The sequence below is a fragment of the Neorhizobium sp. P1_A6 genome, from assembly GCF_056406795.1.
Genome location: NZ_JBFTZM010000029.1, coordinates 1 through 26,050 on the forward strand (window position 1 = coordinate 1; position 26,050 = coordinate 26,050).

Sequence of the window (26,050 nt, forward strand, 5' to 3'; positions counted from 1 at the left end):
ATGGTGGCCCGATGGGTCGGATGAGGGGGCGCGGCACATTCTGCCTTTCGATGAGGGGGCGCGGCACATTCTGCCTTTCGCTTATCGCTCAAGGCGTCGCTTTGCTCCTCCCCCTCATCCGCCTATCGGGCATCTTCTCCCCGCTGGGGAGAAGATATTACCCTACCGCGTAAAGCTCTGGGCGTTGCCGGCATCCACGTTGATGATGTTGCCGGTCGACTTGGCCGATGCGTCCGATGCGAGGAAATAGATCGCCTCCGCAATATCCTCCGGAAAGACATTGAGCTTGAGCAGCGACCGCTTGCGGTAGTGCTCCTCCAGGTCGTCCACCTCGATCTTGGACGAGGCGGCCCGCTGTTCGCGCCATTCGCCGTTCCAGATCTTCGAACCGCGCAGCACGGCGTCCGGATTGACCGTATTGACGCGGATGCCGGCCTCGGCGCCTTCCAGCGCCAGGCAGCGGGCGAGATGGATTTCAGCGGCCTTGGCGGTGCAATAGGCCGACGCATTCGGAGAAGAGGCAAGCCCGTTCTTGGAAGCGACAAAGACGACGTTGCCACCGAGCTTCTGGCGCCGGAACAACCGGAAGGCCTCACGCGAAACGAGGAAATAACCCGTCGCCAGGATGTCGATATTCTTGCTCCACATGGCAAGCGTGGTTTCCTCGACCGGCGCGGAAGACGCGATCCCGGCGTTCGAGACGAGGATATCGACGCCGCCGAATTCGACGCAGGCCTCGGCAAACGCAGTGATCACCGCGTCCTCGGTCGTCACGTCGAGTAGGACACCGCGCACCGCGTCCTTGCCGAACGACTTTTCGAAATCGGCTTTGGTCGCGTCGAGTGCGCCGCCGTCGATATCGGCAAGCACCACGCAGGCACCCTCGCCCATCAGCCTGGCGGCCGTCGCCCGCCCGATGCCGCCGGCGCCACCGGTGACGAAGGCCACCTGTCCGGCAAGGCTTTTCGGCTTCGGCATGCGCTGCAGCTTCGCCTCTTCGAGGAGCCAGTATTCGATGTCGAAGGCCTCCTGCTCCGGCAGGCCCTGATATTCGGAAACGGTGGACGCTCCGCGCATCACGTTGATGGCGTTGACGTAGAACTCGCCGGCAATACGGGCCGTCGCCTTGTCACGCGCAAACGACAGCAGGCCGACGCCCGGAACCAGGAAGATCACCGGGTTGGGGTCGCGCATGGCGGGCGAATTGCTGTGTTTGCAGGTCTCGTAATAGCGGCTGTAATCGGCCCGATAATCTTCGAGCGCCTTGTCGAGCGCGGCGATCACCGCATCGACATCCGGCTTTGCGGGATCGAAATCGACGATCAGCGGGCGGATTTTCGTGCGCAGGAAATGGTCAGGGCAGGAGGTGCCGAGGCTCCCAAGCGGCTTCAGGTCCTTGGAATTGACTAATTCCAGCACCGCGTCCTGATCGTCGAAATGGCCAAGCTTGCGCTCCACCTTGCCGATCCGGCCGCGGATCTCCGGCATCAGTTTCGCGACGATCGCCCGGCGTTCCTGTGCGGGCAGGCTCTCTGCCACCGGCCCGCCGAAGATCGACTTGCCTTCGGTCTCTTTGGCGAACCACCCGATCGCCTTGTTGATGATGTCGAGCGTCAGTTCGTAACAGGCCTTGGCATCATTTGCCCAGGTGAACAGGCCATGGCTTTCCAGCACGACGCCCTTGGCGTTCGGGTTCGCCTTGACGAACGCTTCGAGATCGAGCCCAAGCTGGAAACCCGGCCGCCGCCAGGGCAGCCAGCCGATTTCGGCACCGAAGACCTGCTGCGTCAGTTCTCTCGAGTTTTTGGAAGCCGCGATTGCGATGATCGCGTCGGGGTGCATGTGGTCCACATGGGTGAACGGCACGAAACCATGCAGCGGGGTATCGATGGAAGCGGCGCGCGGATTGAGGTTGAAGGTGCAATGCGGCAGGAAACCGACCATGCGATCCTCGTCCTCGACGCCCTTGTAGAGCCCCTTCAGCGCTTCCAGCTTGTCCATGTAGAGGGTGGCGAAACCGTCGAGCTTGATCGTGCCGACATCGCCGCCCGATCCCTTCACCCACATGACCTTCACTTTTTCACCGGTCAGCGGATCGGTTTCCATCACCTTGGCGGAAGTATTGCCGCCGCCGTAATTGGTGATGCGCTTGTCGGCACCGAGAAGATTGGAGCGATAGAGCAGCTTGCCGGGCTCATCGAGCTTGGCGGCTTGAGCATCGTTCCAACGGTTTTCGAGAAGGCGGGTTTGGCCCGACATTGCTTGTCCTCCAACGTGTTTCGGCTCACGGCGACGAGGCGGCCGCCATCTCCCTGCCGCCGGTATCGCGCATTGTCGCGCCATCTGTCAATCATAAACGATCATAAAGTTTCATTGTGCAGCGCAATAAAAGCGAAGTTGATCGTTTATGATTGACAACGTAAATTTTCCGGTAATAGTTGACGTCAAGGAGGAGCCAATGCACGAACGTGAACGCCATCGCATCATCTTGAGCGCTATCCAGGAAAAACCCGTCATCACGGTGCAGGATATCGCCGAATTGACCGAGGCATCGGAAGCGACGATCCGGCGCGACATCGCTTCGCTGCACGTCCAGGGCAAGCTCCGGCGCGTCCGCGGCGGCGCGGAAGCCGTTCATCCTCCGCAGATCGGCCAGCTTTCGGCCCGATCGTTCCGGGTGTCGGAATCGGTCAACATCGACAAGAAGCGCGCAATCGCCCGCCGCGCGGTTGAACTCTGCGATGAAGGCGACAGCGTCATCATCAACGGCGGCACGACGACGTTCCAGATGGTGCATTTCATGTCGGCCCGACGCCTGCAGGTAATGACCAACTCGTTTGCGATCGCCGAACATCTGGTCAAGCATTCGAAGAATACGGTGACGATACCGGGCGGCGCCATCTATCGCGAACAGAGCCTGATCCTGTCGCCCTTCGACAATGATGCGATCCGCAATTTTTACGCCCGGCGCATGTTCATCGGCGCGCAGGGGGTCGGCCCGCTCGGGGTGATGGAGGCCGACGCGCTGGTGATCCAGAGCGAGCAGAAGCTGATGCACCAGGCCGAGGAGCTGATCGTGATGGTGGATTCCTCGAAGTTTTCGCGCCGATCGAGCCTCATACTCTGCCCGCTCGACCGGGTGACCACCGTCATCACCGATGACGGCGTGACCGACGACGCCGCGCGGATGATCGAGGATGCAGGCGTCAAACTGATTATCGCCGGTGCCGCCGCAACGGACATCGCCAAGGAGGATTCTTCGTCGGCCGCGTGAGGAGCGACCGGCGGGAGAAAGATTGAACTATCAACTGGGAGGACCAACTATGAAACTTGCAAAGAAACTCGCCCTCGGCGCGGCATTCGCCTTCGCCGCCCTGACATCAACAATGACGACGGCAAGTGCTGCCGACATGAAGATCGCGCTGGTGGTCAAATCGCTCGGCAACGGCTTCTTCGAGGCGGCCAACAAGGGCGCGCAGGAAGCTGCCAAGGAACTCGGCGGCGTCCAGGTCATCTATACCGGCCCGACCTCGACGACGGCCGAAGGCCAGATCGAAGTGATCAACTCGCTGATCGCGCAAGGCGTCGATGCGATTGCCATCTCCGCCAACGATCCCGACGCCGTCATCCCGGCGCTGAAGAAGGCCACCCAGCGCGGCATCAAGGTCATTTCCTGGGATTCGGCGGTCGCCAAGGAAGGCCGCATCATGCACCTGAACCCGTCTTCCAACGAGCTGATCGGTAAGATGTGCCTGACGCTCGCCAAGGACCACCTGGAAGGTGGCAAGGGCGGTTTCGCCATCCTTTCGGCCACCACCACCTCGACGAACCAGAACACCTGGATCGCCGAGATGAAGAAGCAGCTCAAGGATTTTCCGGGCCTGAACCTCGTCACGACAGTTTATGGTGACGACCTCGCCGACAAGTCCTATCGCGAAGCACAGGGCCTCTTGACCTCGCAGCCGAACGTCAAGGTCATCGTCGCTCCGACCACGGTCGGTGTTCTCGCCGCCTCGCAGGCCGTCAAGGATGCCGGCAAGATCGGCCAGGTCTATGTGACCGGTCTCGGCCTGCCGTCTGAAATGGCTGGCGCCATCAAGTCCGGCGCCACCAAGGAATTCGCCATCTGGAACCCCATCGACCTCGGTTATTCCGCCACCCAGATTGCCTATCACCTCGTCAAGGGTGATGCGGACGGCAAGCCGGGCTCGGACATCAAGGCCGGCCGCATGGGCTCTATCAAGATTGGCGACAATGGCGAAGCCGCCATGGCCGACCCCTTCGTCTACAACGCCAAGAACATCGACGAGTTCTCCAAGATCTTCTGATCCGGAGAACTCCCCTTGCCGGCAGGCGCGAGCCCCCTCATCCGCCTGCCGGCACCTTCTCCCCACCCCTCGGGGAGAGATTGGCCCAGCGGCGCGGCGGCCGGGTGAGGGCTCCAAACTCAGAGCCATCGGCTTTGTGCTGCCGAATAATAACCAGACGTAATCTCAAAGACTCGTCGGAAAATGTCCCTGATGAACGGCGTTACAAACATTCAAGACCGATCGCTTCGACCGGCACCGACGACGGAAGCAATGCCGATCCTGGAAATGCGCGGCATCAGCCAGATCTTTCCCGGCGTCAAAGCGCTCGACGGCGTCAGCATCAAGCTTTATCCCGGCCAGGTGACGGCGCTGATCGGCGAAAACGGCGCCGGCAAGTCGACGCTCGTCAAGATTTTGACCGGCATCTACCGCCCGAACGAGGGCGAGATCCTGATCGACGGCAAGCCAACCACATTCGCGAGCGCGCAGGCGGCGATCGACGCCGGCGTCACCGCCATCCATCAGGAAACGGTGCTCTTCGATGAGTTGAGCGTCGCTGAAAACATCTTTCTCGGCCATGCGCCGCGCACCCGTTTCGGCACCATCGACTGGCGAAAGATCAATTCCGGCGCCAAGGCACTCATGCTGCAGCTTGAAAGCGAGATCGACCCGACGATCCGCCTGCGCGACCTCTCGATCGCTCAGCGCCATCTCGTGGCGATCGCCCGCGCGCTGTCGGTCGAGGCCCGCATCGTCATCATGGACGAGCCGACCGCCGCCCTTTCCCGCAAGGAGATCGATGACCTCTTCCGCATCGTCGAGAACCTCAAGCGTCAAGGCAAGGCGATCCTCTTCATCAGCCACAAGTTCGACGAGGTCTACGAGATCGCCGAGAACTTCGCGGTTTTTCGCGATGGCCGCGCCGTCGGCCAGGGCCGGCTGAGGGAAACGCCCCAGGACGAGATCGTCCGGCTGATGGTCGGCCGCGACGTCAAGGACGTTTTCCCCAAAGTAGAGGTCGCGATCGGCGCGCCGGTTTTCCGCGTCGAGAACTATTGCCATCCGACCGAATTCCGCGACATCTCCTTCGAGCTTCGTCGCGGCGAAATCCTCGGGCTCTACGGCCTGATCGGCGCCGGACGTTCGGAGCTCTGCCAGTCGCTGTTCGGCGTGACCCGGCCCTCATCCGGCCGTCTGGTGCTGGAAGGCAAGCCGCTCGACATCCGCTCCTCGGGCGATGCGATCCGCGCCGGCATCGTCTACGTTCCGGAAGAGCGCGGCCGCCACGGCCTGGCGCTGCCCATGCCGATCTTCCAGAATATGTCGCTTCCCTCGCTTGGCAAGACCTCACGCTCCGGTTTCCTGAAAGCCGCCAACGAACTGGCGCTGGCGCGAAAATATGCCGAGCGGCTGGACCTGCGCGCCGCCGCTCTTTCAGTGCCCGTCGGCACGCTCTCCGGCGGCAACCAGCAGAAGGTCGTCATCGGCAAATGGCTGGCGACGCAGCCGAAGGTGATCATTCTCGACGAGCCGACCAAGGGTATCGACATCGGCTCCAAGGCTGCCGTGCACGCCTTCATCGGCGAACTTGCCGCCGAGGGCCTGTCGATCATCATGGTTTCGTCCGAGCTTCCCGAAATCCTCGGCATGTCCGACCGGGTGATGGTGATGCGCGAGGGCCTTTCCGCCGGCGTTTTCGAGCGCGAAGCCCTGAGCGCAGAAGTGCTGGTCCGCGCCGCAACCGGCAACCAGTGAGGAGAAACCGATGAACCGCCTCCTGAAGAACCGCGAAATCCTGCTCACCGTCATCATCGCCGCGATGATCGCCGGCTTCGCGACTCGTGCGCAGGGCTTTGCGTCTCCCGGCAATCTCGCCAACATCTTCAACGACACCTCGATTCTGATCATCCTGGCGCTCGGCCAGATGACGGTGATCCTGACCAAGTCGATCGATCTTTCTGTTGCCGCCAACCTTGCCTTCACCGGCATGGCGGTCGCCATGACCAATGCTGCCTATCCCGACCTGCCGCTGGCCCTGCTCATCGTCATGGCGATCGGCATTGGCGCCTTCCTGGGCGCGATCAACGGTTACCTCGTCTGGGCGCTGCGGATTCCGCCGATCGTGGTGACGCTCGGAACGCTGACCATCTATCGCGGCATGGCCTTCGTGCTGTCGGGCGGCGGCTGGGTGAACGCCCACCAGATGGCCCCCTCCTTCCTGAATGTCCCCCGAATGCCGGTGCTCGGTCTGCCGATCCTCTCGTGGATCGCCATCCTCATCGTGCTCGGCGCCTGGTTCGTGCTGACCCGCCTGCCCTTCGGCCGCGCGGCCTATGCATCCGGCGGCAACCCGACCGCGGCGATCTATGCCGGCATCGATATCGGCTGGACGAAGTTCATTGCCTTCGTGGTGTCGGGCGCGCTCGCCGGCCTTTCCGGTTATCTCTGGGTGTCGCGTTACGCGGTCGCCTATGTGGACATCGCCGCCGGCTTTGAGCTGGATACGGTCGCCGCCTGCGTCATCGGTGGCATCTCGATCGCCGGCGGCATCGGTTCGGTCGCCGGCGCCGTGCTCGGCGCCCTCTTCCTCGGCGTCATCAAGAACGCGCTGCCCGTCATCGGCATCTCGCCCTTCGCGCAGATGGCCATTTCCGGCATTGTCATCGTGCTTGCCGTCGTCTTCAACGCCCGCGCCGAACGCAAGGCCGGCCGCATCATCCTGCGCGATCGGGGCGCGAAAGAGGTGTCCGCATGAGCGACGTCGTTTCCTCGAAACGGGTCATTCCCGACCGGCTCGGCAGCAAGACCTCGCGCCTGCTGGCGAGCTGGGAGGTGCTGCTCTTCGGCGTGGCGGTGCTGATCTTCGTCTTCAATTCGTTCGCCTCGCCTTACTTTCTGAATGCCTGGAACCTCTCCGACGCCACCTTCAACTTCACCGAAAAGGCGATGATCGCCTTTGCCATGGCGTTGCTCGTCATCGCCGGCGAGATCGATCTGTCGGTGGCCGCGATCATCGCGCTCGCCTCGACCGCCATGGGCGCGGCGGCCCAGGCCGGCATCGGCACGCCGGGACTGGTGGCGATCGGCATCGGCACCGGGCTTGTCTGCGGCGCGTTCAACGGCCTGCTCGTCGCCGGCCTGAAACTGCCGTCGATCGTGGTGACGATCGGCACGATGAGCCTCTTCCGCGGCATTTCCTATATCGTCCTCGGCGACCAAGCCTATGGCAAATATCCGGCAAGCTTTGCCTATTTCGGCCAGGGCTATGTGGCCTGGGTGTTTTCCTTCGAATTCGTGCTGTTCCTCGTCCTTGCCACAGCCTTCGGCATCCTGCTGCACGCGACCAATTTCGGCAGACAGGTCTATGTGATCGGCAACAACGAGTTCGCGGCGCGTTTCTCCGGCATTCCGGTGGAACGGGTGAAATTCATCCTCTTCCTACTGACCGGGGTCATGGCGGGCGTCGCATCCGTCTGCCTTACCTCCCGCCTCGGCTCGACCCGCCCTTCGATCGCCCAAGGCTGGGAACTGGAAGTTGTCACCATGGTCGTGCTCGGCGGCGTCTCCATTCTCGGCGGCGCGGGCACCATTGCCGGCGTCGTCATCGCCGCTTTCGTCATGGGCCTCGTCACCTTCGGACTGGGGTTGCTCAACGTGCCCGGCATCGTCATGTCGATCTTCGTCGGCCTGCTCTTGATCATCACCATCGCCATCCCGATCATCGCCCGCCGTATCAAGGAAATGAGCCGATGACGCTCGAAAAGCACGCCTTCAAGATGAAGCTCAATCCGGGAATGGAAGCGGAATACCGCAGACGCCACGACGAGATTTGGCCGGAGCTTGTCGATCTCCTCCACCAGGCCGGCGCCAGCGACTATTCCATCCATCTCGACCGCGAGACGAACACGCTGTTCGGCGTGCTGACACGGCCGACCGACCACACTCTGGCGAGCCTGCCCGACCACCCGGTGATGAAGAAATGGTGGGCGCATATGGCCGACATCATGGAAACCAATTCGGACAATTCGCCGGTTCAGAGCGATCTGGTAACGGTCTTCCACCTGCCATGACCATGCCTAAAAAGATCGCAGTCCTCGATATCGGCAAGACCAATGCCAAGGTCGTCGTGCTCGACTGCACGACCGGCGAGGAGATCGCCGAAAGGCGCGCGCCGAACCGGGCTCTGCCGGGCCCGCCCTATCCGCATTACGATATCGACGCCCTGTGGGCCTTCGTGCTCCAAGCGCTGTCCGACTTTGCCCAGCACCCCGGCTTCGACGCGATCTCCATCACCACCCACGGCGCATCGGCGGTGCTTCTCGATGCCGAGGGTAAACTGGCGCTGCCGGTGCTCGATTACGAATACGAATATCCGGAAGACATCCGCGAAACCTACCGATCGATCCGCCCGCCTTTTTCTGAAACCTTCTCCCCGGTCCTATCAGGCGGGCTGAATGTCGGCGCACAGCTTCACTACCAGAAGACGGCGTTTCCCGAAGCCTTTGCCCGCGTCCGCACCATCCTCACCTACCCGCAATATTGGGCGTTCAGGCTGACCGGTGTCGCGGCAAACGAAGTCACATCGCTCGGCTGCCACACCGATCTCTGGCTCCCACGTGAAGGCGCCTATTCGTCATTGGTCGACACACTTGGCATCCGCAACCTGATGGCACCGGTGCGTTCGGCCTTCGACACGCTCGGTTCGCTCCTGCCACACGTTGCAGCGCAGATCGGAACGACGAAACCGATCCCGGTCCATTGCGGCATCCACGATTCCAACGCTTCGCTGCTGGCTCATCTGGTGGGACGCGAGCCGCCGTTCGCGGTCGTCTCCACCGGTACCTGGGTCATCAATTTCGCGGTCGGCGGCGATCTCGACCATCTCGACCCGCAGCGCGACGCTCTTGCCAATGTCGATGCCTATGGCCGCGCCGTGCCCTCGAGCCGCTTCATGGGCGGCCGCGAATTCGAGATGCTGACGGCCGAACTCGGTCCATTGTCGCCGGAAGGGGCGCTTGCAGCCATTCCTTATGCCATTGAAAAAGGTCTGATGCTTCTGCCGAACGTTTCGGGCGGGTCCGGCCCTTTCCCCGGCCGCGAGCGGCAATGGATCAACGACGCCGGCGCCTCGACCGAACAACGCTGGGCTGCCGCCTGCCTCTACCTCGCGCTGATGACGGAGACCTGCCTCGACCTCATCGGCGCCAAGGGGCCGGTTCTGGTCGAAGGCCCCTTTTCTGCCAACCCGGCCTATCTCCAGACTTTGACCGCGCTGCTCGGCCGCGAGGTGGTCGCCCTCCCCGGCTCGACCGGCACCGGCCAGGGGGCAGCGCTTCTAGCCGGTATTTCGCCGGCGACCAAACCGGGCCGTGCCGTGACCGCGCCGACCTGGAACCTCGACGCCTATCGCGCCGCCTGGCACAAAAGGCTGGGGCGCTGATCAGCCCGCATTGGGCGGCCGGCGGTTGCGGCGAAGGCGCCGGCCCGTCTGCTCCTCGAGCGCGTCCTCCAGAATGCCGAGCCGGCGTTCGGTGATTTCGGCAATCTGCGCCGGGTCGCCGGATTCGATCGCCTGCATCATCGTCTCGATCAGTTCGAGCGACAGCACGAGGTCGGCGCGGGTATGCAGCGTCCTGTGCCGCATCGGCTCCACCCATTGCAGCAGCAGTTCCATCAGTTCCAGCACGAGGCCGTTGCGGGTCGCCCGCGCCAGGGCGAGGTCGAAGCGCATCGACGCGATGATGATCGAACTGATGTCCTCGGGGCTGCTCTTGGTCACCTCCGGCGGCGGCAGCGAATCCCGGCCGAACCGGATTGCCTCCCGCATCCGGTCGAAATCCGCATCCTCGGCATATTGCGAGGCGATCTGCGCCACCCAGGGCAGGATCAGCCGGCGCACCTCGATCGCCTCGTCGATGTCGCCGGGCCGCATGTCCGGCCTCGGCACGATCAGGTCGAGCGGCACGATTTCGCTGCTGACGAACGTGCCGCCGCCAGCGCCCGGCCTAACGGTCAGGATTTTGGCCTCGACCAGCAGCTTTAACGCTTCGCGCACGGTCGGACGGCTCACCTGCATCTGTTCGGCGATGCTGCGTTCGGAGGGAAGGCGCGAACCGAGCCGGAAAAATCCGGCCCTGATGGCATCGGCAAGCCGGCGCGCCACCTCTTCATTCGGAAGCAGGACTTTGACGGGCTTAAAATGTCGGTCCACCAGCACCTCCTACCGCTCAGACGGAAAGCACTTTGCCGGTATTCAGAATATTGTTGGGATCGAGCGCCAGCTTGATGCGCGCCATCAGCTCCAGCTCCTCCGGCGTGCGCGACAGCTTGAGATACGGCTTCTTCAGCAGGCCGATCCCATGTTCGGCGGAAATCGTGCCGCCCTCGCGCGCAATTGAGCCGAAGACGAGTTCGGTGATCGCCTTATGCGGCTGATCATTGCCGGCGGACGGAATGTTGCAGACGAGATGCAGGTTGCTATCGCCGATATGGCCGTAGCTGAGCGCAATCGCATCCGGCCAGCGGACCTTCATTGCGGCCTCGATCTCGTCGACCACCCGGCCGGCGGCACTGGTCGGCAGGCCGACGTCGAAAGCGGTCAGCGGCCCCATCAGCTTGCCGTATTCCGATACGCTTTCGCGCACCGCCCAGAGATCCTTCGTCTCGCGTTCGGAGGACGGCAGGACCGCGTCGGAAACCCAGCCGGCTTCCAGCGCATCCGACAACACCTGCTCCAGCAACGCCCGGTTCTCGTCCGCATTGCGCCCGCCGGTCTCGATCAGCACATAGATCCCGTGCGGCTCCTTGAAGGCGCGACGCAGGTCGGGCAGCTTGCCCGTCATGAAGTCGTAGAAGCTCGGCCACATCACCTCGAATGAGGTCAGCGCCGATCCCATGCCCTGCCGGGCGCTCTTCAGCAGTTCCAGAAGCGCGGGGAAATCCGGGCAACCGCAAAAGGCGCTGGCAAGTTCCGCAGGCTTCGCCTGCAGGCGCAGCACGGCGCGGGTGATGACGCCGAGCGTGCCTTCCGAACCGATGAACAACTGCTTCAGGTCGTAACCGGCATTGTTCTTCAGCATCTTGTTCAGCGACTTGACGATCGTGCCGTCCGGCAGCACCACTTCGAGGCCGAGCACATGTTCGCGCGCCATGCCGAACCGGATGACGCGATTGCCGCCAGCATTGGTGGCGAGGTTGCCGCCGATGAGGCAGGAATCGCGGGCTCCGAGATCGAGGCCGAAGAACAGCCCCGCCTCTTCCGCCTTCGCCTGGATGACGCTGAGCGGCGTGCCCGCCATCACCGTCATCGTCGCCATCACCGTATCGACTTCCTCGATACCGTTCATGCGGTCGAGCGACAGCGCCACGCCATTTTCAATCGGCCGGGCGCCACCGGCAAGACCGGTCAACCCGCCTTGCGGCACCACCGGCACCTTGAATTCGTTGCAAAGGCGCAGCGTTACCGAGACCTGCTCCGTCGTGCGCGGCCGCACCAGCGCAAGCGGCACCACCGGCGAAAGGCCGCCCCAATCATTGTGGAAGCGGACCGGAATATCGTCCCCGAAAAAGACGTCGGGAGCGAGCTCGCGCTGGAGCGCGTGGATGAATTCTTGTGTCATGAAGCCGTCACCTCGGAGATATCGATAAAGGTAAGCTTAACTGCCATCTTCGGTAAAATAAATATACCTCCGAATTTTCTCGAAGAGCAGAGGCCGGCAGATAACCGCCATCGATGCCGAAGCGATCCCGGCAGCTCCAAATGAAATCGGCGGGCCGGCAACAAGCCGGCCCGCCGATTTCTCCCTGGGAGGAGATTTGGTTCAGCGCAAGGCGCCGGCCACGTGCTTCTGTTCGTCCTTCATGAAGGCGATGTCGCCGACGACGCGCACACGCACACGCCGTGCATCACCCGGCAGATAGGCGATCGGAATGTCTTCCGTATCGAGCGTGACGATCGTTTCGACGCTGGCGCCCGCCTCGACGGCGCGGGCGCGGGCGATGCGCTCGGCCTCGGCGATCGCCTTTTCGCGCGACATGCCGGAAAACACCTGGTCGACTTCGCCGGAAACCTGCGCCATCGCAGCACCGAGCGCGTTTGCGACGCCGGCATGTTCGACGCGCAGCACTTCGCTGGCACCTTTGAGCTTTTCCGGGATCAGGAACGCACCGCCGCCCACGGCGATCAACTGCACGCCCTCGGCAGACGTCTTCATCCGGTCGACGCCGTCCTCGACCATCGCCTCGACACGCTTCAGGAGGTCGGCTACCAGCGCCTTGTCGAGATGCTTGACCCGGTCGCGATCACCAATCTCGACGAGGCCGGCAGCGACCGCGACGTCCGTCGTCGTCAGCGTGTCGCCGCCGAAGACGAGCGCCTTTTCGGTGATCCGGTAACCGACCGAACGCGGCCCGATCTTGCGGGTTTCCGGGTCGATGATCGTGCCGCCGCCGAGCGCCATCGGCAGCAGATCCGGCATGCGGAACAGCGTCCGCACCCCCCCGACCTCGAYGACATTGTTCGCCTCGCGGGGAAAGCCACCAACCAGGCAGCCGACATCCGAGGTGGTGCCGCCGACGTCGATGACCATCGCCTCCTTGAGGCCGGTCAGAAACGCCGCGCCACGCATCGAATTGGTCGGGCCGGATGCAAAGCTGTAGACCGGGTTGGCGGCAGCGACATCCGCGAGCACTACCGTGCCGTCGTTCTGGGTCAGATAGAACGGCGCGTCGATGCCGGCCTGCTTCAACGCATCCTTGAACGCATCGATCGTCTTGCGGCCGAGCCCCTGCAGTGCAGCGTTCAGCAACGTGACATTCTCGCGTTCCAGGAGCCCGATGCGGCCGAGCGTATGGGAAAGCGTGATGCGCGCATTGGGGATCACCGAACGGACGATCTCAGCCGCTTCCAACTCGCATTCCGCCGTCAGCGGCGAAAAGAGCGCGGTGATGCCGATCGAATCGACGCCGGCGTCGCGGGTCTTCATCGCCGCGTCGCGCACTTCGTCGCGGGCGAGCGGCACCAGCGGCCGGCCGTCATATTCGTGGCCGCCATGCACCATGAAGGAGAGCGGATCGACGGCATCGCGCAGCTCGTCCGGCCAGTCGACCATCGGCGGCAGCGAGGCGCCGGCCGGCATGGCGATGCGGATCGCCGCGACCCTATCGAGACGGGCGCGCTCGACCACCGCATTGGTGAAATGCGTCGTGCCGATCATCACCGCATCGACCGGTGCCGAACCCGGCGCCTGCGAGGCGACCACATGGCCGATCGCGTTGACGACACCCTGCATCACGTCCGAGGTGGTGGGAAACTTGATGGCCGAGAGAACCTTCTCGCCATCGATGAGCACGGCATCCGTATTGGTGCCGCCGACGTCAATTCCGATCCGCTTCATGCTGCAAACACCGATTTGAAATCCAGGTCATATCCGAAGGCGCGCGGGCCGACGTGTTCGAGGCCCTTGGCGCTGGTCAGCACCTCCGGCGCCGGCAATGCGACGACCGTAACGCGCTGGCCGTAACGCACCGTCTCGGTGCCGATCGCCTCGCCCGACACTGTATCGAGCAGGCAGATCAGGTCCGGCGTCATGGCGATCGGCTGGCCGTCGCGGAAAGCGACCGCCCATTCGTTCTGGAAGGCGAGTTCGACCTTCGAGCCGCGATCACCGTCGAGGCCTTCGATCATCGCCGAGCCACGCAGGAAGCCGCCCGTCGTGGTGCGGTCGACATCGGCGATCTTGCCCTTGAACAACACCTTGCCGCCCTCATGGGCAAGCACGGCCTCGACGGGATCCGTATGGGCGGCGCGGGCCTCAAGCACGGCGCGGCCCAGGCTGACGGCTTTGGTCACCGTGTAGAGCACGCCCCAGTCCTTGACTTCCCGGCCGGTGCGCGGCGCCTTGCAGGTCGCCGCCGTCGAGCCGACTTCGGTGCAGATCTTGCGGGAAATCCGCTCCATCCACTTCCAGGAGGCAGCCTTGGCGACGATCGCCTCGTTGTCGCGGCAATCGACCAGCGTCAGCGGATACATCGGCAGGTCGCCGATCGCAAAGCTGGTCATCTGCGCTTCCGGATAGGCACGGCCCATCGCGTCCGCGTCGACGACCGGGATATCCAGCATGGCACCGGCGAGGAACGGCGACAGCGCATTGCCGCCGCCGATCTCGACGCTCATCACGGCGCGGAACTTGCGGCCGGTATATTCTTCCATCAGCTGCATGGCACGCGCCAGATGCGCGGGATCGACGAGACGCTCCTGGCCGACCAGCGGTGCACCCATCTTGGAGACGACCGCGACGGCGTCGCCGTCATCGAGCGCCTGGGGGTCGATCAGCTTGACGCGTTTGCCGTCCTTGTAGAGTTTTTTCAGGTTGAGCTGCGCCAGATAGGGGCTGCCACCGCCGCCGGTGCCGAGAATCCAGGCGCCTACGGCAAGCGGGTCGATCTCGCTCGCTTCGAAATCACGGATCATGTTTACCTCCGAAGAATGTGCTAGAACCTAGCCATGAGTGACGAAGGATGCCTATAGGGGACTGCCCCTAGAATGAGCTTGCCTTGATTTTGGGCACGCTCGGCGCAATCATGGTTTGACGATCGAAAGGACCGATTCCCTGCAGGTGACGAAGAGCCCATATGCGCTGGCCCCGACCTCGCCGGAAGGTGCGGAATTGCGCCATCGGGTGATGTTTTTGAGCGTCGGTCAGACGCCGCGTGCCGATCTCATCGGGGACATGCTGACCAATCTCGATGTGCCGATCGAAGCGCTCGAGATCGGCGCGCTGGACGGGCTTTCCAAAGCCGAGATCGACGATCTCAGGGTCAGGCCGGGCGAACAGAGCATCGTCACCCGGCTTGCCGACAATACCGACATCGTCGTGTCCAAGCCGCGGATCGCCGAGCGCATGGCGAAGATCGCCGCCGCCTTCCACCCCAACGAATTCGATCTGGTCGTCATCCTCTCGACCGGCCTGTTCCGCGATTTCGAAAGCACCTGCCCGACCGTCAATGCCCAGCGTGCCATGGAATCGGCGGTGATTTCGCTCGCCGCGCACGGCTCTTCCGTCGGCCTCATCCAGCCACTGCAGCAGCAGATCGAGGAACTCGATATCCCCGCGCTGGCGCCCTATAAGATCTGCGCCAGCTATGCCGCCGACGGCGACAGGAAATTGCTTGCCGGCGCGCTCGTCGATCTTGCGGATGCGGAAATCATCGTCCTGAATTCCGTCAGCTTTACCGAGGCCGACCGGCAGATGGTGGCGAAGGCGAGCGGCAAGCCTGTCGTCCTCGCCCGCCGCATCGTCGCAAGCGCCATCCGGCTCCTCCTGCATCGTTCGCAGCCCGTCACGCTGCCGGGCGTTTCGCCGGAATTTGCCGAAAAGCTGCTTCGCCTGACGCCGCGCGAGCGGCAGGTGCTGTCGCTGGTCGCAGAAGGCCTGTCCAACAAGGCAATCGCCCGCCAGCTCGGCATCAGCCCGAAGACCGTCGAGATCCACCGCTCGAACGTCATGAGCAAGATGGAAGTCACGTCGTCCAACGCCCTGATCCGCATGGTCATCACCGCCGGCCATCCCTGATCGAAATAATCCGGTTCGCGCAAGAAAATTGCGCCAGAAGAGCTCTTTGCCTAAAAATTGGTCGCCTTGAGCATGTCAGAATCATGTCGTTCTAGGGGCATTACCCTATAGTGAAGCCGCGCTTCCGGGCGCTAGGCTCCGTTCCCATAATGTCATGCAGGGAACGATGAGAGCATGCCTTCCACATCCAAGATCGCTTTTGTGACCATCGGCCAGACGCCGCGTGTCGACATCGTTCCGGAAATGATGGCCGAGATCGGCATCGGCCTGCCGGAAGGTCGCGTCGAGTTCCGTGAATTCGGCGTGCTCGATGGTATGAACTCCGCCGAGCTCGGTGCGATGCGCGCTGTCGACGGCGAGCATTCCTTCGCGACGCGTCTGAAGAGTGGCGAGGAGATCGTCACGTCCAAGGCCCGCACCGAGGAGAAGCTCAATGTCCTCTTGAAAGGGATCGATGCTCAAGGTTTCGACCTCGTCGTTCTCCTCTGCACCGGCACCCGGATCGATCCGCTCGAAAACACGCTGGTCGTCGAAGCCCAGCGGATCGTCGATTCGACCGTCGAGGCGCTCGCCGCTTCCTCCCGCAAGCTCGGTGTCATCCTGCCGCTCGAACGGCAGGTCAAGGATTTCGCCGATCGCCACGTCTTCAGCGGCGAGCCGAAATTCGTCGCCGCCTCGCCCTATGCCGGCGACGATGTCGGCGAACGGGCAAAAACGCTTGAAGGCTGCGACCTCATCGTCATGCATTGCATGGGTTATTCCGCCGGGATGCTGGAAGAGGTGCGCCGCGCCGTCGATGCCCCGGTTCTATTGTCGCGCCGCGTCGTCGCGGGCGTCGTCCGTCAAATGATCTGATAGCCGAGCCACATTAAAAACAGAGGGAACCACATGTTCGGAAAAACCTTGAGAATCGTCGCGGTCGGGGGACTGCTCGCCTCCTCGATCCTCGCCGCGCCCGCCGGCGCCTTTGAGCGCACCGACAAGGGCAATGTCATCGTCTTCGGCGGCCGTCAGGCCATCCCGGTCCTCGATCCGCATATCCGCTACGATTGGTCGACGCGCATGATCCAGCAGTCGGTCTATGATGCTCTGGTCAAGTACGAAGGCAACCCGGCCGAGATCAAGTCCTGGCTCGCCGAGAAGTGGGAAACCAGCGCCGACGGCAAGAGCTGGACCTTCCATCTCGCCAAGAACGCCAAGTTCCACAACGGCGATCCGGTGACCGCCGAAGCCGTGCGTTATTCCTTCGAGCGCGGCCTGAAGCTCAACAAGGGCGTCGCCTGGATGCTGAAGGATTTCCTGGCGCCGGAGAACATCGTCGCCGTCGATGCCAACACCGTCCGCTTCGACCTCAAGGCGCCCTATGCACCGTTCCTCTCCTTCCTGCCCTGGTGGTTCATCGTCAACCCGGCCGAGGTGAAGGCCCACGAGGTGGATGGCGACTACGGCCAGAAGTGGCTGACCGACCATGCCGCCGGTTCCGGCCCGTTCAAGCTCGGCCGCTGGGAACCGAACGTCCTTTATGAGATCGAAGCCAACGACACCTACTGGAAGGGCTGGCCGCAGGGCGAAAAGAACCGCCCGGCCGGCGTGATCTACAAGATCATCCGCGAGCCGGCCGCCCAGAAGGCCGCCCTGCAGCGCGGCGAAGCCGACATTGTCGAAGGTCTGACGCCGGACGACTACATCCAGATCAAGCGCGTGCCGGGCGTGGTCATCGAGGACCATAAGGGCATGACCACCTTCGGCATCAAATTCAACACCCAGAAGGGCCCGACCGCCGACATCAACCTGCGCAAGGCAATCGCCTATGCGGTCGACTACGACGCCCTGATCCAGATCTACAACGGCGCCGCATCGCTCGAAAGCAGCCCGCTGCCGGACGCCATGAAGGGCTTCGTCTCGGTTCCGGGCATCCCACGCAAGGATCTCGCCAAAGCCAAGGAATACCTGGCGAAATCCGCCTATCCGAACGGCGGAATCACCCTGCCCTATGTCCATGTCGCAGGCCTCGAAGAAGCCCGCCGCATCGGCCTTGTCCTGCTCGACAACCTGAAGGAACTCGGCATCACCGTCGAGGTCAAGCCGGAACAGTGGCCGAACATGGTCGCCGCCGGTTCCAAGGTCGAGACCTCGCCCGCCATGACCTCGGTCTTCACCACGCCGGTCTCGACCGACCCGGACGCAGTCGCCTACCAGTACCACAAGGCGAGCTGGGGCCAGTATTACGCGATGATGTTCTACGACAATCCGAAGGTCTCGGAGATGATCGACCAGGCCCGCGCCGCCACCAGCTGGGATGACCGCACCAAGCTTTATGCCGACATCCAGAAGCAGATCGTCGCCGATCAGCCGGAGGTCTTCGGCATGCTGCAGAACCGCCGCTGGGCGCATCGCGACTATCTGCAGGGCTTCCAGTTCAGCCCGGTCCGCTTCACCGGTGAGGTCGATCTCTACCCGATGTGGGTGAAGGCCGAATAGAAACTGGCTTGCGTCCCCTCCTGCAGCCAGCATGATGCGCATGGCCAGGCCATCCCAACCGGCCGGGCCATGCGCAGTTTCAGAAGATAACCACCGGAGAAGACGATGTTGACCTTCGCCTTCCGCAAAGTGCTGACGCTGGTCGGAACCATGATCGGCATTGCGGCACTCACCTTCGTCATCACCAATGTCGCGCCGGGCGATCCCGCCCGGCTGGTCGCCGGCCCCAACGCGACCGAGGACATGGTGACGACCATTCGCACCGAATACGGCCTCGACAAGTCGCTGCCCGAACAGTTCGTCGTCTATATGGGCGATCTCATGACTGGCGATCTCGGCCAGTCGATCGTCACCACCAGGCCGGTGCTGGAAGAAGTGCTGCGTTATGCGCCGGCAACGCTGGAACTGGTCTTCGTCGCCATGACGCTCGGCATCGTCGTCGGCGTGCCCCTGGGCATGCTGTCGGCCGTCTATAAGGACGGCCCGATCGACCATGCGACCCGCATCTTCTCGATCTCGGGCGTCGCGCTGCCGGCCTTCTGGTTCGGCATCATCCTGCAGCTGACATTCGCGGTCGATCTCGGCTGGCTGCCGGTCTCCGGCCGTCTGCCGCTGGTCACCCGCCCGCCGCAGACGATCACCGGCCTACTCCTCGTCGACAGCCTGTTCGCCGGCCGGCTGGATACGTTCTGGATATCGCTGCGGCATATCATCCTTCCGGCAATCGTGCTTTCCTTCCCCTGCCTCGCCTCGATCCTGCGCGTCAACCGCGCCGAGATGATCGAAGTGCTGCAGTCCGATTACATCGTCGCGGCCCGCGCCCACGGCATCGCCTCCTTCCGCATCGTCGCAATCTATGCGCTGAAGAACGCGCTGCTGCCGACGCTGGCGATGATCGGTCTGCGTTTCGGCTGGATGCTCGGCTCGACCGTTCTCGTCGAAACCGTCTTCGACTGGCCCGGCATCGGCCTTTATGCGGTCTCCTCGGCGCTTTCGTCGGATTTCAAGCCTGTCATCGGCGTCACGCTGGTAATCGGCTTTTTCTTCATCGTCGCCAACACCCTTGTCGATCTCGCCTATGCGTGGATCGATCCCCGCCTCAGGAGCGCCTGATGACGACGCCCGTGGAACTCTCCCGGCCCCTCACCTTCCGCGAACGGCATGAAAGCAAGATCCGCCAGTGGCGGCTTTATGCCCACATGTTCGGCAAGAGCTTCTCCTCCATGCTCGGCCTCGGCCTGGTCGTGCTCTTCCTGTTGCTTGCAGCACTCGGCCCTTGGCTCGCGCCCTATCCGGAAGATACCGTCGGCGCCTTCAACATGGCCAACAAGCTGATGGGCCCGAACGTCGGTCACTGGTTCGGCACCGACGAGATGGGCAGCGACATCCTTTCGCGCGTCATCATCGGTGCCCGCACCTCGCTGTGGATCGGCCTGATCATCACCGGCGTCGGCGCCGTCATCGGCGTGCCGCTCGGCATCATCGCCGGTTATCGCGGCGGCTGGGTGCGCGCCGTCATCATGCGCGTCACCGAACTTTTCCTCGCCGTGCCGGGCTTGGCTCTCGCGCTCGCGATCGTCGCCGCACTCGGCCCCGGCATCACCAATTGCGTGCTGGCTCTGTCGCTCGTCTGGTGGCCGGGTTATGTGCGGCTGGTGGAGGCAAAGACGCTGTCGGTCAAGGAAGAACTCTTCGTGGAATCGGCCCGCTCGATCGGCGCCAAAACGCCGTGGATCCTCTGGCACCACATCCTGCCCAACTGCATGTCGCCGATTATCGTCAAGATGAGCATGGACATGGGTATGGCGATCCTCTCCGCCGCCAGCCTCGGCTTCATCGGGCTAGGCGCCCAGCCGCCGGCACCGGAATGGGGCGCGATGATCTCGGTCGCCCGCACCTACATGCCGGACTGGTGGTGGTATTCGCTGTTTCCGGGCGCCGCGATCTTCCTGACCGTGCTCGGCTTCAACCTGCTGGGCGACGGCCTGCGCGACATTCTCGACCCCCGGAGCCGCGACCGATGACCGGACCTCTTCTCGACATTAAGAACTACCGGCTCGACATCGGAACATTCGACGGCCCGGTGCATGTGCTGAAGGACATTAACCTCACCGTCAACCGCGGCGATACGCTCGGCATCGTCGGCGAAAGCGGTTCCGGCAAGACGGTGCTGGTGCGCTCCGTGCTCGGCATCGGCCCGAAGGCCTCGAAGGTCGTTGAAGGCAGCATCGCCTTCGACGGGCAGGACATTACCGCACTTTCGGAAAAGGACTGGACGAAGATCCGCGGCATCCGCATCTCGATGATCTTCCAGGATCCGATGACCTATCTGAACCCGCTCTTCACCATCGGGCAGCAGATTTCCGACGTTATCGCCGCCCATGAAAAGGCAGCCGGCCATGGCGTCTCCTCGAAGGCCACCCGCCGCGCCCGCACCGAAGACCTGCTTGACCAGGTCGGCCTGCCGAACCCGGCCATGCTGTTCGACCAGTACCCCCACCAGCTTTCCGGCGGCATGCGCCAGCGGGTGCTGATCGCCATGGCGCTGTCCGGCAAGCCCGACCTGCTGATCGCCGACGAACCGACGACGGCGCTCGATGTGACGGTCCAGGCGCAGGTGCTCGACCTGATCAATTCGCTGGTCGAGAAGCTCAACCTGACGGTCATCATGATCAGCCACGATATCGGCGCGATCGCCACGATCGCGAAACGCTGCGCGGTCATGTACAAGGGCGAGATCGTCGAACAGGGCCTGACGGCGGACATCCTCAGCGCGCCGAAGCACGAATACACCAAGCGCCTGCTCGCCGCCGTGCCGGACATCGATACCGCCGCGGCAAAGGTTGCCGCCGAACCGGCAATCGGCACGCCGGTGAAACCTGGCGTGCTTCTGGAAGCGATCGACCTCAGAAAAGTCTACCGCAGCCAGTCCGGCACCGAGGTGACGGCGGTCGATAGTATCAACCTCTCGGTCGCGACCGGCGAAATCTTCGGCGTGGTCGGCGAATCCGGTTCCGGTAAGTCGACGCTGGCGCGCATGCTGCTGCGGCTGATCGAGCCGACCTCCGGCGACATCATCTTCGACGGCAGGAACATTTCCGGCCTGACCGGCGAGCCCATGCGGTTGATGCGCCGGCACATGCAGTTCGTTTTCCAGAACCCGCATTCGGCGCTTAACGGCCGCCACACGATCGGCGACGCGATCGGCGAGCCCCTGCGCATCCAGACAAGCATGGGCCGTCGTGACATCGAGGCGCGCGTCGAAGCACTGCTCGACATCGTCCAGCTGCCGAAAATGTTCAAATACCGCTATCCGCACGAACTCTCCGGCGGCCAGAAGCAGCGCATCTGCATCGCCCGCGCCATCGCCCTCAATCCGCGCCTGCTGATCCTTGACGAGCCGACTTCGGCGCTCGATATCTCGGTGCAGGCGCAGGTGCTCGACTTCCTGCAGGAACTGCGGGCGGAACTCGACCTCACCTATGTCTTCATCTCGCACAACCTCGCCGTCATCCGGCAGATCTGCGACCGGACCATCGTGATGAAACGCGGCGTGATCGTCGAACAGGGCGAGACGGAACGCCTTTTCCTGTCGCCGCAGCACGAATACACCAGGGCGTTGATCGAAAGCGGACGCAAAACGTCGCGCGCGGCCAACTTGTCGGCCCCCGCCGGCTCGTGATGAAACATACCTTTGCAAAAAAATAATTGTGCAGTGCAGCAACGCTTCCCATATAGGGGGACGTTGTCGTTGATCACTGCCATCCCGGCAATGATTGCCAGGAGGCATGATGAGATCGTTGTCGGATACGCTGGAGCGGCTCGCCCGCTTGAAATCACTGGGTTGGGAACCGACCGACGCGCCCAGCCATCTGGAGGCGCTCGAGGGCCTCGGATCCAACCCCGGAGCGCTGGCAGCCAAGGTTTACGTCCCCTCCCTGCTTCCCAAACATCCCGCCCTCGTCGTCGTTCTCCACGGATGCACGCAAACCGCCTCCGGTTATGATCACGGCACCGGATGGTCGAAGCTCGCCGAACGGCACGGCTTCGTGGTGCTCTTGCCGGAACAGGTCCGGGCCAACAACGGCAATCTCTGTTTCAACTGGTTCCTTCCGGGCGACACGCGCCGCGGCCAGGGCGAAGCGCACTCGATCCGCCAGATGATCGAAGCCGTCGTCTCCCGGCACGGCATCGATACCTCGCGCATCTATGTGAGCGGTCTTTCCGCGGGCGGCGCGATGGCCAATGCCATGCTGGCCGCCTATCCCGAAGTTTTCGCCGGCGGGGCGATCATCGCCGGCCTGCCCTATGGCGTTGCCGCGACGGTTCCCGAAGCGTTCGACCGGATGCGCGGGCACGGCCTGCCGGCACCATCGACGCTTCAGTCGCGGCTGGCAACCGCTTCCACCCATCAGGGGCCATGGCCGACCATCTCGGTGTGGCAGGGCACCCAGGACAACACGGTCGCAGAGGCGAACGCGCAGGCAATCGTCGACCAGTGGCGCGGCGTTCACGAGGTCGGCTCGCGGCCGGACCTCAAGGAAAAGGTCGACGGCCAGACGAGAACCGCGTGGAAAGATGCCCGCGGCAGGCAGGCGATCGAATATTACAGCATCGCCGGAATGGGCCACGGAACCCCGATCGATCCCGCGCTCGGCGACGAGAACGCCGCACCTTATCTCCTGGATGTCGGCATATCGTCGACGCTTCATTCGGCAGAAAGCTGGGGCCTGCTTCGCGAAGGTGCGGAGCCGTTGCAGGCGAAGACCGGCGGCCCCAAGCGGGCATCCGTTTCTTCTCAGGAGGCAAAAGAGCCTGAAGGTATCCAGCAGATCATCGAGAATGCGCTTCGCATGGCTGGCTTGATGCGCTGATAAGGCCGTGAGAACAAGCGCGGCGACGGCCGGGGGGAGAGGGAATGGCCGCCGCCGAACGCTCCCGGCTTAAACGCCGGAAGCTGCAATATCCGCGTCGAGACGTTCGCGAGCCTTCTTGGGCAGTTTCGCGGTCTTGACGGCCTCCAGGTTGGCCGGCGCGTTGCCGACAACGATGAGGCCAATCATGCCCATGCCGACATGCGGCGAGCATTTCACGGCATATGCCCCCTCAACGTCGAAGGTGATCTTCACGCTTTCGTTCATCTGGCCCTTGAACGGCTTTGCACCTTCCGGGATCAGCCCCTCGATGGTCTCGGCATTATGAGACTTGTCCGTCGGGATGAAGGTGACGGTATCGCCCTTGGCGATCTTCAGGGAGCCCGGTTCGAATACCATCGCGCCGTCGTTACCCTTGTTGAGCATGTGCACTTCGAAATCGGCAGCCGACGCCACCGTGGCGCAGACAGCCGTGACGATCGCCGCACCGACCAGGGATGCCAAAATCTTCTTCATTTTCTTACTCCTTTTCTGGAAGCCCACGGCTTCGTTGGAATTCACACTAGAGCAAAACCGCCGGTGCTCTTTGACGTACGACAAACGGTTTTGAGTTTGTCGCGGCTCGCTTTTGCGTCGGTTTGGGGCCGGATGGCGACGTGATGGTCACGTTGTCCAGCCCACTTGCCGAAGCGTCTTGAGAAGGGGCGCATACCAGCGGGTGGACTTGACCAGGCGGAAGCCCAGATTTTCCGGCGGGGTACCCACCGCGCAGCCGCCGCCTTTCGGATCGCGGATGAAGGAACTCATCGGCGATCGATGGGTGCCGACCGTCACGTAGACGCCGCAACTTTCCTCGAAGGCCCGAACGGAACCGTTCGCATAAAGATGGACCCTGCGATGGCAGGTCGAGGTCCACTCCCAGATGTTGCCGCCAAAGTCGGCCAGACCATATTCGTTCTCCCCAAAGCTTCCCGTCGGCCGGGGGGTGGGATTACCTGCGGCCCGCTCGCGCGCTTCGCGCTCGTAGTCGGCGAGCCACCGCAGCGCGGGGTTCTTGCTATCCGGGTCGAGACCGAGAGCATCGTCCGGAAACCTCTTGCCCGCGGCCTGCGCCAGTTGTTCGTCTGTCGGCAGGGTCCAGTATTCACCGGTCACCTCGGAGAGCCAGCGGGCATAAGTCGTGGCATCGTCGAAGCTCACGCCGGTGGCAGGAACGTCCGTCCTTGATGTAGCCGCTTCTGGCGATCTGCAGGCGCCTGCGGAAACGCACGCCCGGTATTCCGAGGCCGCGACATGATTTTTCATGATCGTCAGGCTCGGCCCCGCGACCACCGTCTTCATCGGCGCATCGATCGGTGCCGTGCCCTTCAGGAACTCTCCGTCGCTCCTGTAGCTGTAGCTGCGGGCAGGAACGACGACCGTCGCGGGCTCATAGACCGCGCCCTCTGGGGGCGCCGGCCTCATGAAGCCCGCCTGATGGAAGATACCTGCCGCCAGCACGGCGATCAGCGTGATCGGAAGCCCGGTATGGAGGAGCGAGAGCTTTGGCCTGTCGTGTGTGCATGGCATGTTCGCCTCCCGAGGCGAAATCTGGCGCTTGCGGGGGATGAAGGCCGGCCGGGAACAGGCTCATGCCATGCTCCCGGCCGTTTCCGATCAGGTGCCGCTCGGCGCAAGGACCGACGTCATCAAGTCGTCGTTCCAATCGCCGGTGACCTTGAAATGCGCCGCCGCGCCCAGTTCGAAGGCCTCGATCAAGTTGTGGTTGACGTAGGCGTATATGCCGGGCTGCTGGAAGGTATAGAATGCAGCACCTGCTGCACCGCCCGGGATGAACCAGGTCTCCTGGTCGAGGTCCGGAGGGTTGGCGAACTTGCCCGTAGCCCAGACGTAGTCGCCATGGCCTCCGATGAGGTGAGGCCGCGTGTCGCGGTTTGCCTGCGAATGGACGATCAGCACCTTTTCGCCGACAGCGGCGGTCATGGCGTTCTGCCCCGTCAAGGCCCCGACCGCCCCGTTGAAGACGATATGCGTCGGGGTCAGCGTCCGCATCACCTTGAGCGTGTCTTCATAGGCTTCGCCGGCGCTGTCATATTTCTTGAACTTGCCGTTCCCGTCGCGGGGGACGTAGAAATCCTGCTCACCCACATAGTAGATCTTGTCGTAGGTGAGCGGTTTCCCGTTGCCGTCCTTGAGGCCATCGCGCGGGAGCACCATGATGGCGCCGTTCATGCCCGAGGTAACGTGCCACGGCACCATTCCGGGAGGTGCGCAGTGGTAAACGAAGACGCCGGCCTTGGTTGCCTTGAATCTCAGAACGGTTTTCTCGCCTGGGTTCACCACGGTCAGCGCACCGCCACCCAAGCCGCCGGTTGCCGAATGGAAGTCGATATTGTGCTGGAGTTCGTTGGTGTCGGGGTTGATGAGCGTCAACTCGACATAGTCGTCCTGATGGACGACCATGAGCGGGCCCGGAACCGACCCGTTGAAGGTCATCGCATTGATCTCGGTGCCTTCCTTGTCGATGACGAGCTTCTTCTCCTGGATGGTCAGCGTAACTTCGATCACCTTTGGCGGGCCGTCTGCTTTCTGAGCATGGGCATGCACGAAAGGCGGCTTCGCCAGCTCGATTTTCTCGCGACGGAAGCGCGATAGGTCCACCGGTTTCATCTTCGCCGGGGGCGCTTCGTCCGCATAAGCGAAGGAAGCCTGCACGACCGGTGCGATTGCGCCAACGAAGGCTGCCCCCGCAAGGATCGAGCGTCTGGTCATCTGAATCGTGTCGGTCATGGTTTCTGTCCTTCGGAACAAG

General features: G+C 63.0%; 22 protein-coding genes. 14 read left to right on the forward strand and 8 right to left on the reverse strand.

Annotated elements, in window-relative coordinates:
* Nucleotides 1–162: 162 nt before the first annotated feature.
* Nucleotides 163–2,259, reverse strand: coding sequence for a bifunctional rhamnulose-1-phosphate aldolase/short-chain dehydrogenase (locus AC1D3C_RS29130; RefSeq protein ID WP_477485322.1), 2,097 nt, complete (start codon nucleotides 2,257–2,259; stop codon nucleotides 163–165).
* A 199-nt stretch (nucleotides 2,260–2,458) separates the two neighbouring features.
* Between AC1D3C_RS29130 and AC1D3C_RS29135 the strand changes: the two genes are divergently transcribed.
* The 7 genes from AC1D3C_RS29135 (at nucleotide 2,459) to AC1D3C_RS29165 (ending at nucleotide 9,750) form a co-directional block, all read left to right on the forward strand.
* A complete protein-coding gene (locus tag AC1D3C_RS29135; protein ID WP_247039058.1) occupies nucleotides 2,459–3,274 on the forward strand; it encodes a DeoR/GlpR family DNA-binding transcription regulator in 816 nt (271 codons plus the stop codon).
* A gap of 49 nt (nucleotides 3,275–3,323) precedes the next feature.
* On the forward strand, nucleotides 3,324–4,328 hold the full coding sequence (gene rhaS, locus AC1D3C_RS29140) for a rhamnose ABC transporter substrate-binding protein (protein ID WP_151044625.1): 1,005 nt from the start codon (nucleotides 3,324–3,326) through the stop codon (nucleotides 4,326–4,328).
* A 192-nt stretch (nucleotides 4,329–4,520) separates the two neighbouring features.
* A complete protein-coding gene (locus tag AC1D3C_RS29145) occupies nucleotides 4,521–6,065 on the forward strand; it encodes a sugar ABC transporter ATP-binding protein (protein WP_477485323.1) in 1,545 nt (514 codons plus the stop codon).
* Between the two features lie 10 nt (nucleotides 6,066–6,075).
* The gene (locus tag AC1D3C_RS29150) at nucleotides 6,076–7,065 is read left to right on the forward strand and encodes an ABC transporter permease (protein WP_477485324.1); all 990 of its coding nucleotides are present in this window, start codon (nucleotides 6,076–6,078) and stop codon (nucleotides 7,063–7,065) included.
* Nucleotides 7,062–8,063, forward strand: a complete 1,002-nt coding sequence (locus AC1D3C_RS29155) for an ABC transporter permease (protein ID WP_477485325.1) — start codon at nucleotides 7,062–7,064, stop codon at nucleotides 8,061–8,063. Before AC1D3C_RS29150 ends, AC1D3C_RS29155 begins: the two co-directional genes overlap by 4 nt.
* Entirely contained in the window at nucleotides 8,060–8,380 is a 321-nt protein-coding gene (gene rhaM / locus AC1D3C_RS29160) for an L-rhamnose mutarotase (RefSeq protein WP_477485326.1), read from the forward strand. The genes AC1D3C_RS29155 and rhaM overlap by 4 nt, the downstream gene beginning before the upstream one ends.
* Nucleotides 8,377–9,750, forward strand: coding sequence for an FGGY-family carbohydrate kinase (locus AC1D3C_RS29165; protein WP_477485327.1), 1,374 nt, complete (start codon nucleotides 8,377–8,379; stop codon nucleotides 9,748–9,750). The genes rhaM and AC1D3C_RS29165 overlap by 4 nt, the downstream gene beginning before the upstream one ends.
* Here the strand turns inward: AC1D3C_RS29165 and AC1D3C_RS29170 are convergent, their stop codons facing one another.
* The 4 genes from AC1D3C_RS29170 to AC1D3C_RS29185 all read right to left on the reverse strand — a co-directional run bounded on the left by AC1D3C_RS29170 (nucleotide 9,751) and on the right by AC1D3C_RS29185 (nucleotide 14,781).
* Nucleotides 9,751–10,521: a FadR/GntR family transcriptional regulator gene (locus AC1D3C_RS29170; protein ID WP_477485328.1), complete on the reverse strand. Its 771-nt coding sequence runs from the start codon at nucleotides 10,519–10,521 to the stop codon at nucleotides 9,751–9,753.
* A gap of 16 nt (nucleotides 10,522–10,537) precedes the next feature.
* Nucleotides 10,538–11,929 (reverse strand): FAD-binding oxidoreductase, encoded by a 1,392-nt coding sequence (locus AC1D3C_RS29175; protein WP_477485329.1) that lies wholly within the window; start codon nucleotides 11,927–11,929, stop codon nucleotides 10,538–10,540.
* Between the two features lie 201 nt (nucleotides 11,930–12,130).
* On the reverse strand, nucleotides 12,131–13,705 hold the full coding sequence (locus AC1D3C_RS29180) for a hydantoinase/oxoprolinase N-terminal domain-containing protein (protein WP_477485330.1): 1,575 nt from the start codon (nucleotides 13,703–13,705) through the stop codon (nucleotides 12,131–12,133).
* On the reverse strand, nucleotides 13,702–14,781 hold the full coding sequence (locus tag AC1D3C_RS29185; RefSeq protein WP_477485331.1) for a DUF917 domain-containing protein: 1,080 nt from the start codon (nucleotides 14,779–14,781) through the stop codon (nucleotides 13,702–13,704). Before AC1D3C_RS29185 ends, AC1D3C_RS29180 begins: the two co-directional genes overlap by 4 nt.
* Before the next feature lie 145 nt (nucleotides 14,782–14,926).
* Between AC1D3C_RS29185 and AC1D3C_RS29190 the strand changes: the two genes are divergently transcribed.
* The 7 genes from AC1D3C_RS29190 to AC1D3C_RS29220 all read left to right on the forward strand — a co-directional run bounded on the left by AC1D3C_RS29190 (nucleotide 14,927) and on the right by AC1D3C_RS29220 (nucleotide 23,238).
* Nucleotides 14,927–15,883 carry an AroM family protein gene (locus tag AC1D3C_RS29190; RefSeq protein WP_247135373.1) on the forward strand — a complete coding sequence of 319 codons (957 nt, stop codon included), beginning with the start codon at nucleotides 14,927–14,929 and terminating at the stop codon, nucleotides 15,881–15,883.
* Nucleotides 15,884–16,057: 174 nt separating this feature from the next.
* Entirely contained in the window at nucleotides 16,058–16,738 is a 681-nt protein-coding gene (locus AC1D3C_RS29195; RefSeq protein WP_477485332.1) for an AroM family protein, read from the forward strand.
* Between the two features lie 33 nt (nucleotides 16,739–16,771).
* Nucleotides 16,772–18,364 carry an ABC transporter substrate-binding protein gene (locus tag AC1D3C_RS29200; RefSeq protein WP_477485333.1) on the forward strand — a complete coding sequence of 531 codons (1,593 nt, stop codon included), beginning with the start codon at nucleotides 16,772–16,774 and terminating at the stop codon, nucleotides 18,362–18,364.
* A 105-nt stretch (nucleotides 18,365–18,469) separates the two neighbouring features.
* Nucleotides 18,470–19,477 carry an ABC transporter permease gene (locus AC1D3C_RS29205; protein ID WP_477485334.1) on the forward strand — a complete coding sequence of 336 codons (1,008 nt, stop codon included), beginning with the start codon at nucleotides 18,470–18,472 and terminating at the stop codon, nucleotides 19,475–19,477.
* Complete coding sequence (locus tag AC1D3C_RS29210; RefSeq protein ID WP_477485335.1) at nucleotides 19,477–20,388, forward strand: ABC transporter permease; 912 nt, start codon at nucleotides 19,477–19,479, stop codon at nucleotides 20,386–20,388. The genes AC1D3C_RS29205 and AC1D3C_RS29210 overlap by 1 nt, the downstream gene beginning before the upstream one ends.
* Nucleotides 20,385–22,046, forward strand: coding sequence for an ABC transporter ATP-binding protein (locus tag AC1D3C_RS29215; RefSeq protein WP_477485336.1), 1,662 nt, complete (start codon nucleotides 20,385–20,387; stop codon nucleotides 22,044–22,046). Before AC1D3C_RS29210 ends, AC1D3C_RS29215 begins: the two co-directional genes overlap by 4 nt.
* A gap of 109 nt (nucleotides 22,047–22,155) precedes the next feature.
* A complete protein-coding gene (locus AC1D3C_RS29220) occupies nucleotides 22,156–23,238 on the forward strand; it encodes an extracellular catalytic domain type 1 short-chain-length polyhydroxyalkanoate depolymerase (RefSeq protein ID WP_477485341.1) in 1,083 nt (360 codons plus the stop codon).
* A gap of 69 nt (nucleotides 23,239–23,307) precedes the next feature.
* Here AC1D3C_RS29220 and AC1D3C_RS29225 read toward each other — a convergent pair whose 3' ends face one another.
* The 3 genes from AC1D3C_RS29225 to nirK all read right to left on the reverse strand — a co-directional run bounded on the left by AC1D3C_RS29225 (nucleotide 23,308) and on the right by nirK (nucleotide 26,028).
* On the reverse strand, nucleotides 23,308–23,754 hold the full coding sequence (locus AC1D3C_RS29225; protein ID WP_247135377.1) for a pseudoazurin: 447 nt from the start codon (nucleotides 23,752–23,754) through the stop codon (nucleotides 23,308–23,310).
* Between the two features lie 147 nt (nucleotides 23,755–23,901).
* Nucleotides 23,902–24,807, reverse strand: coding sequence for an SUMF1/EgtB/PvdO family nonheme iron enzyme (locus tag AC1D3C_RS29230; RefSeq protein ID WP_477485337.1), 906 nt, complete (start codon nucleotides 24,805–24,807; stop codon nucleotides 23,902–23,904).
* Between the two features lie 87 nt (nucleotides 24,808–24,894).
* On the reverse strand, nucleotides 24,895–26,028 hold the full coding sequence (nirK, locus tag AC1D3C_RS29235) for a copper-containing nitrite reductase (RefSeq protein ID WP_477485338.1): 1,134 nt from the start codon (nucleotides 26,026–26,028) through the stop codon (nucleotides 24,895–24,897).
* Nucleotides 26,029–26,050 lie beyond the last annotated feature (22 nt).

Excerpts from the sequence above, each read along its gene's own strand:
- AC1D3C_RS29145 (WP_477485323.1), top strand. The coding sequence starts at position 4,521 with ATGAACGGCGTTACAAACATTCAAGACCGATCGCTTCGACCGGCACCG.
- AC1D3C_RS29165 (WP_477485327.1), top strand. The coding sequence starts at position 8,377 with ATGACCATGCCTAAAAAGATCGCAGTCCTCGATATCGGCAAGACCAAT.
- AC1D3C_RS29215 (WP_477485336.1), top strand. The coding sequence starts at position 20,385 with ATGACCGGACCTCTTCTCGACATTAAGAACTACCGGCTCGACATCGGA.
- AC1D3C_RS29175 (WP_477485329.1), bottom strand. The coding sequence starts at position 11,929 with ATGACACAAGAATTCATCCACGCGCTCCAGCGCGAGCTCGCTCCCGAC.
- AC1D3C_RS29185 (WP_477485331.1), bottom strand. The coding sequence starts at position 14,781 with ATGATCCGTGATTTCGAAGCGAGCGAGATCGACCCGCTTGCCGTAGGC.
- AC1D3C_RS29130 (WP_477485322.1), bottom strand. The coding sequence starts at position 2,259 with ATGTCGGGCCAAACCCGCCTTCTCGAAAACCGTTGGAACGATGCTCAA.
- AC1D3C_RS29220 (WP_477485341.1), top strand. The coding sequence starts at position 22,156 with ATGAGATCGTTGTCGGATACGCTGGAGCGGCTCGCCCGCTTGAAATCA.
- AC1D3C_RS29195 (WP_477485332.1), top strand. The coding sequence starts at position 16,058 with ATGCCTTCCACATCCAAGATCGCTTTTGTGACCATCGGCCAGACGCCG.
- AC1D3C_RS29150 (WP_477485324.1), top strand. The coding sequence starts at position 6,076 with ATGAACCGCCTCCTGAAGAACCGCGAAATCCTGCTCACCGTCATCATC.
- nirK (WP_477485338.1), bottom strand. The coding sequence starts at position 26,028 with ATGACCGACACGATTCAGATGACCAGACGCTCGATCCTTGCGGGGGCA.
- AC1D3C_RS29230 (WP_477485337.1), bottom strand. The coding sequence starts at position 24,807 with ATGCCATGCACACACGACAGGCCAAAGCTCTCGCTCCTCCATACCGGG.
- rhaS (WP_151044625.1), top strand. The coding sequence starts at position 3,324 with ATGAAACTTGCAAAGAAACTCGCCCTCGGCGCGGCATTCGCCTTCGCC.
- rhaM (WP_477485326.1), top strand. The coding sequence starts at position 8,060 with ATGACGCTCGAAAAGCACGCCTTCAAGATGAAGCTCAATCCGGGAATG.
- AC1D3C_RS29225 (WP_247135377.1), bottom strand. The coding sequence starts at position 23,754 with ATGAAGAAGATTTTGGCATCCCTGGTCGGTGCGGCGATCGTCACGGCT.
- AC1D3C_RS29155 (WP_477485325.1), top strand. The coding sequence starts at position 7,062 with ATGAGCGACGTCGTTTCCTCGAAACGGGTCATTCCCGACCGGCTCGGC.
- AC1D3C_RS29210 (WP_477485335.1), top strand. The coding sequence starts at position 19,477 with ATGACGACGCCCGTGGAACTCTCCCGGCCCCTCACCTTCCGCGAACGG.
- AC1D3C_RS29205 (WP_477485334.1), top strand. The coding sequence starts at position 18,470 with ATGTTGACCTTCGCCTTCCGCAAAGTGCTGACGCTGGTCGGAACCATG.
- AC1D3C_RS29200 (WP_477485333.1), top strand. The coding sequence starts at position 16,772 with ATGTTCGGAAAAACCTTGAGAATCGTCGCGGTCGGGGGACTGCTCGCC.
- AC1D3C_RS29135 (WP_247039058.1), top strand. The coding sequence starts at position 2,459 with ATGCACGAACGTGAACGCCATCGCATCATCTTGAGCGCTATCCAGGAA.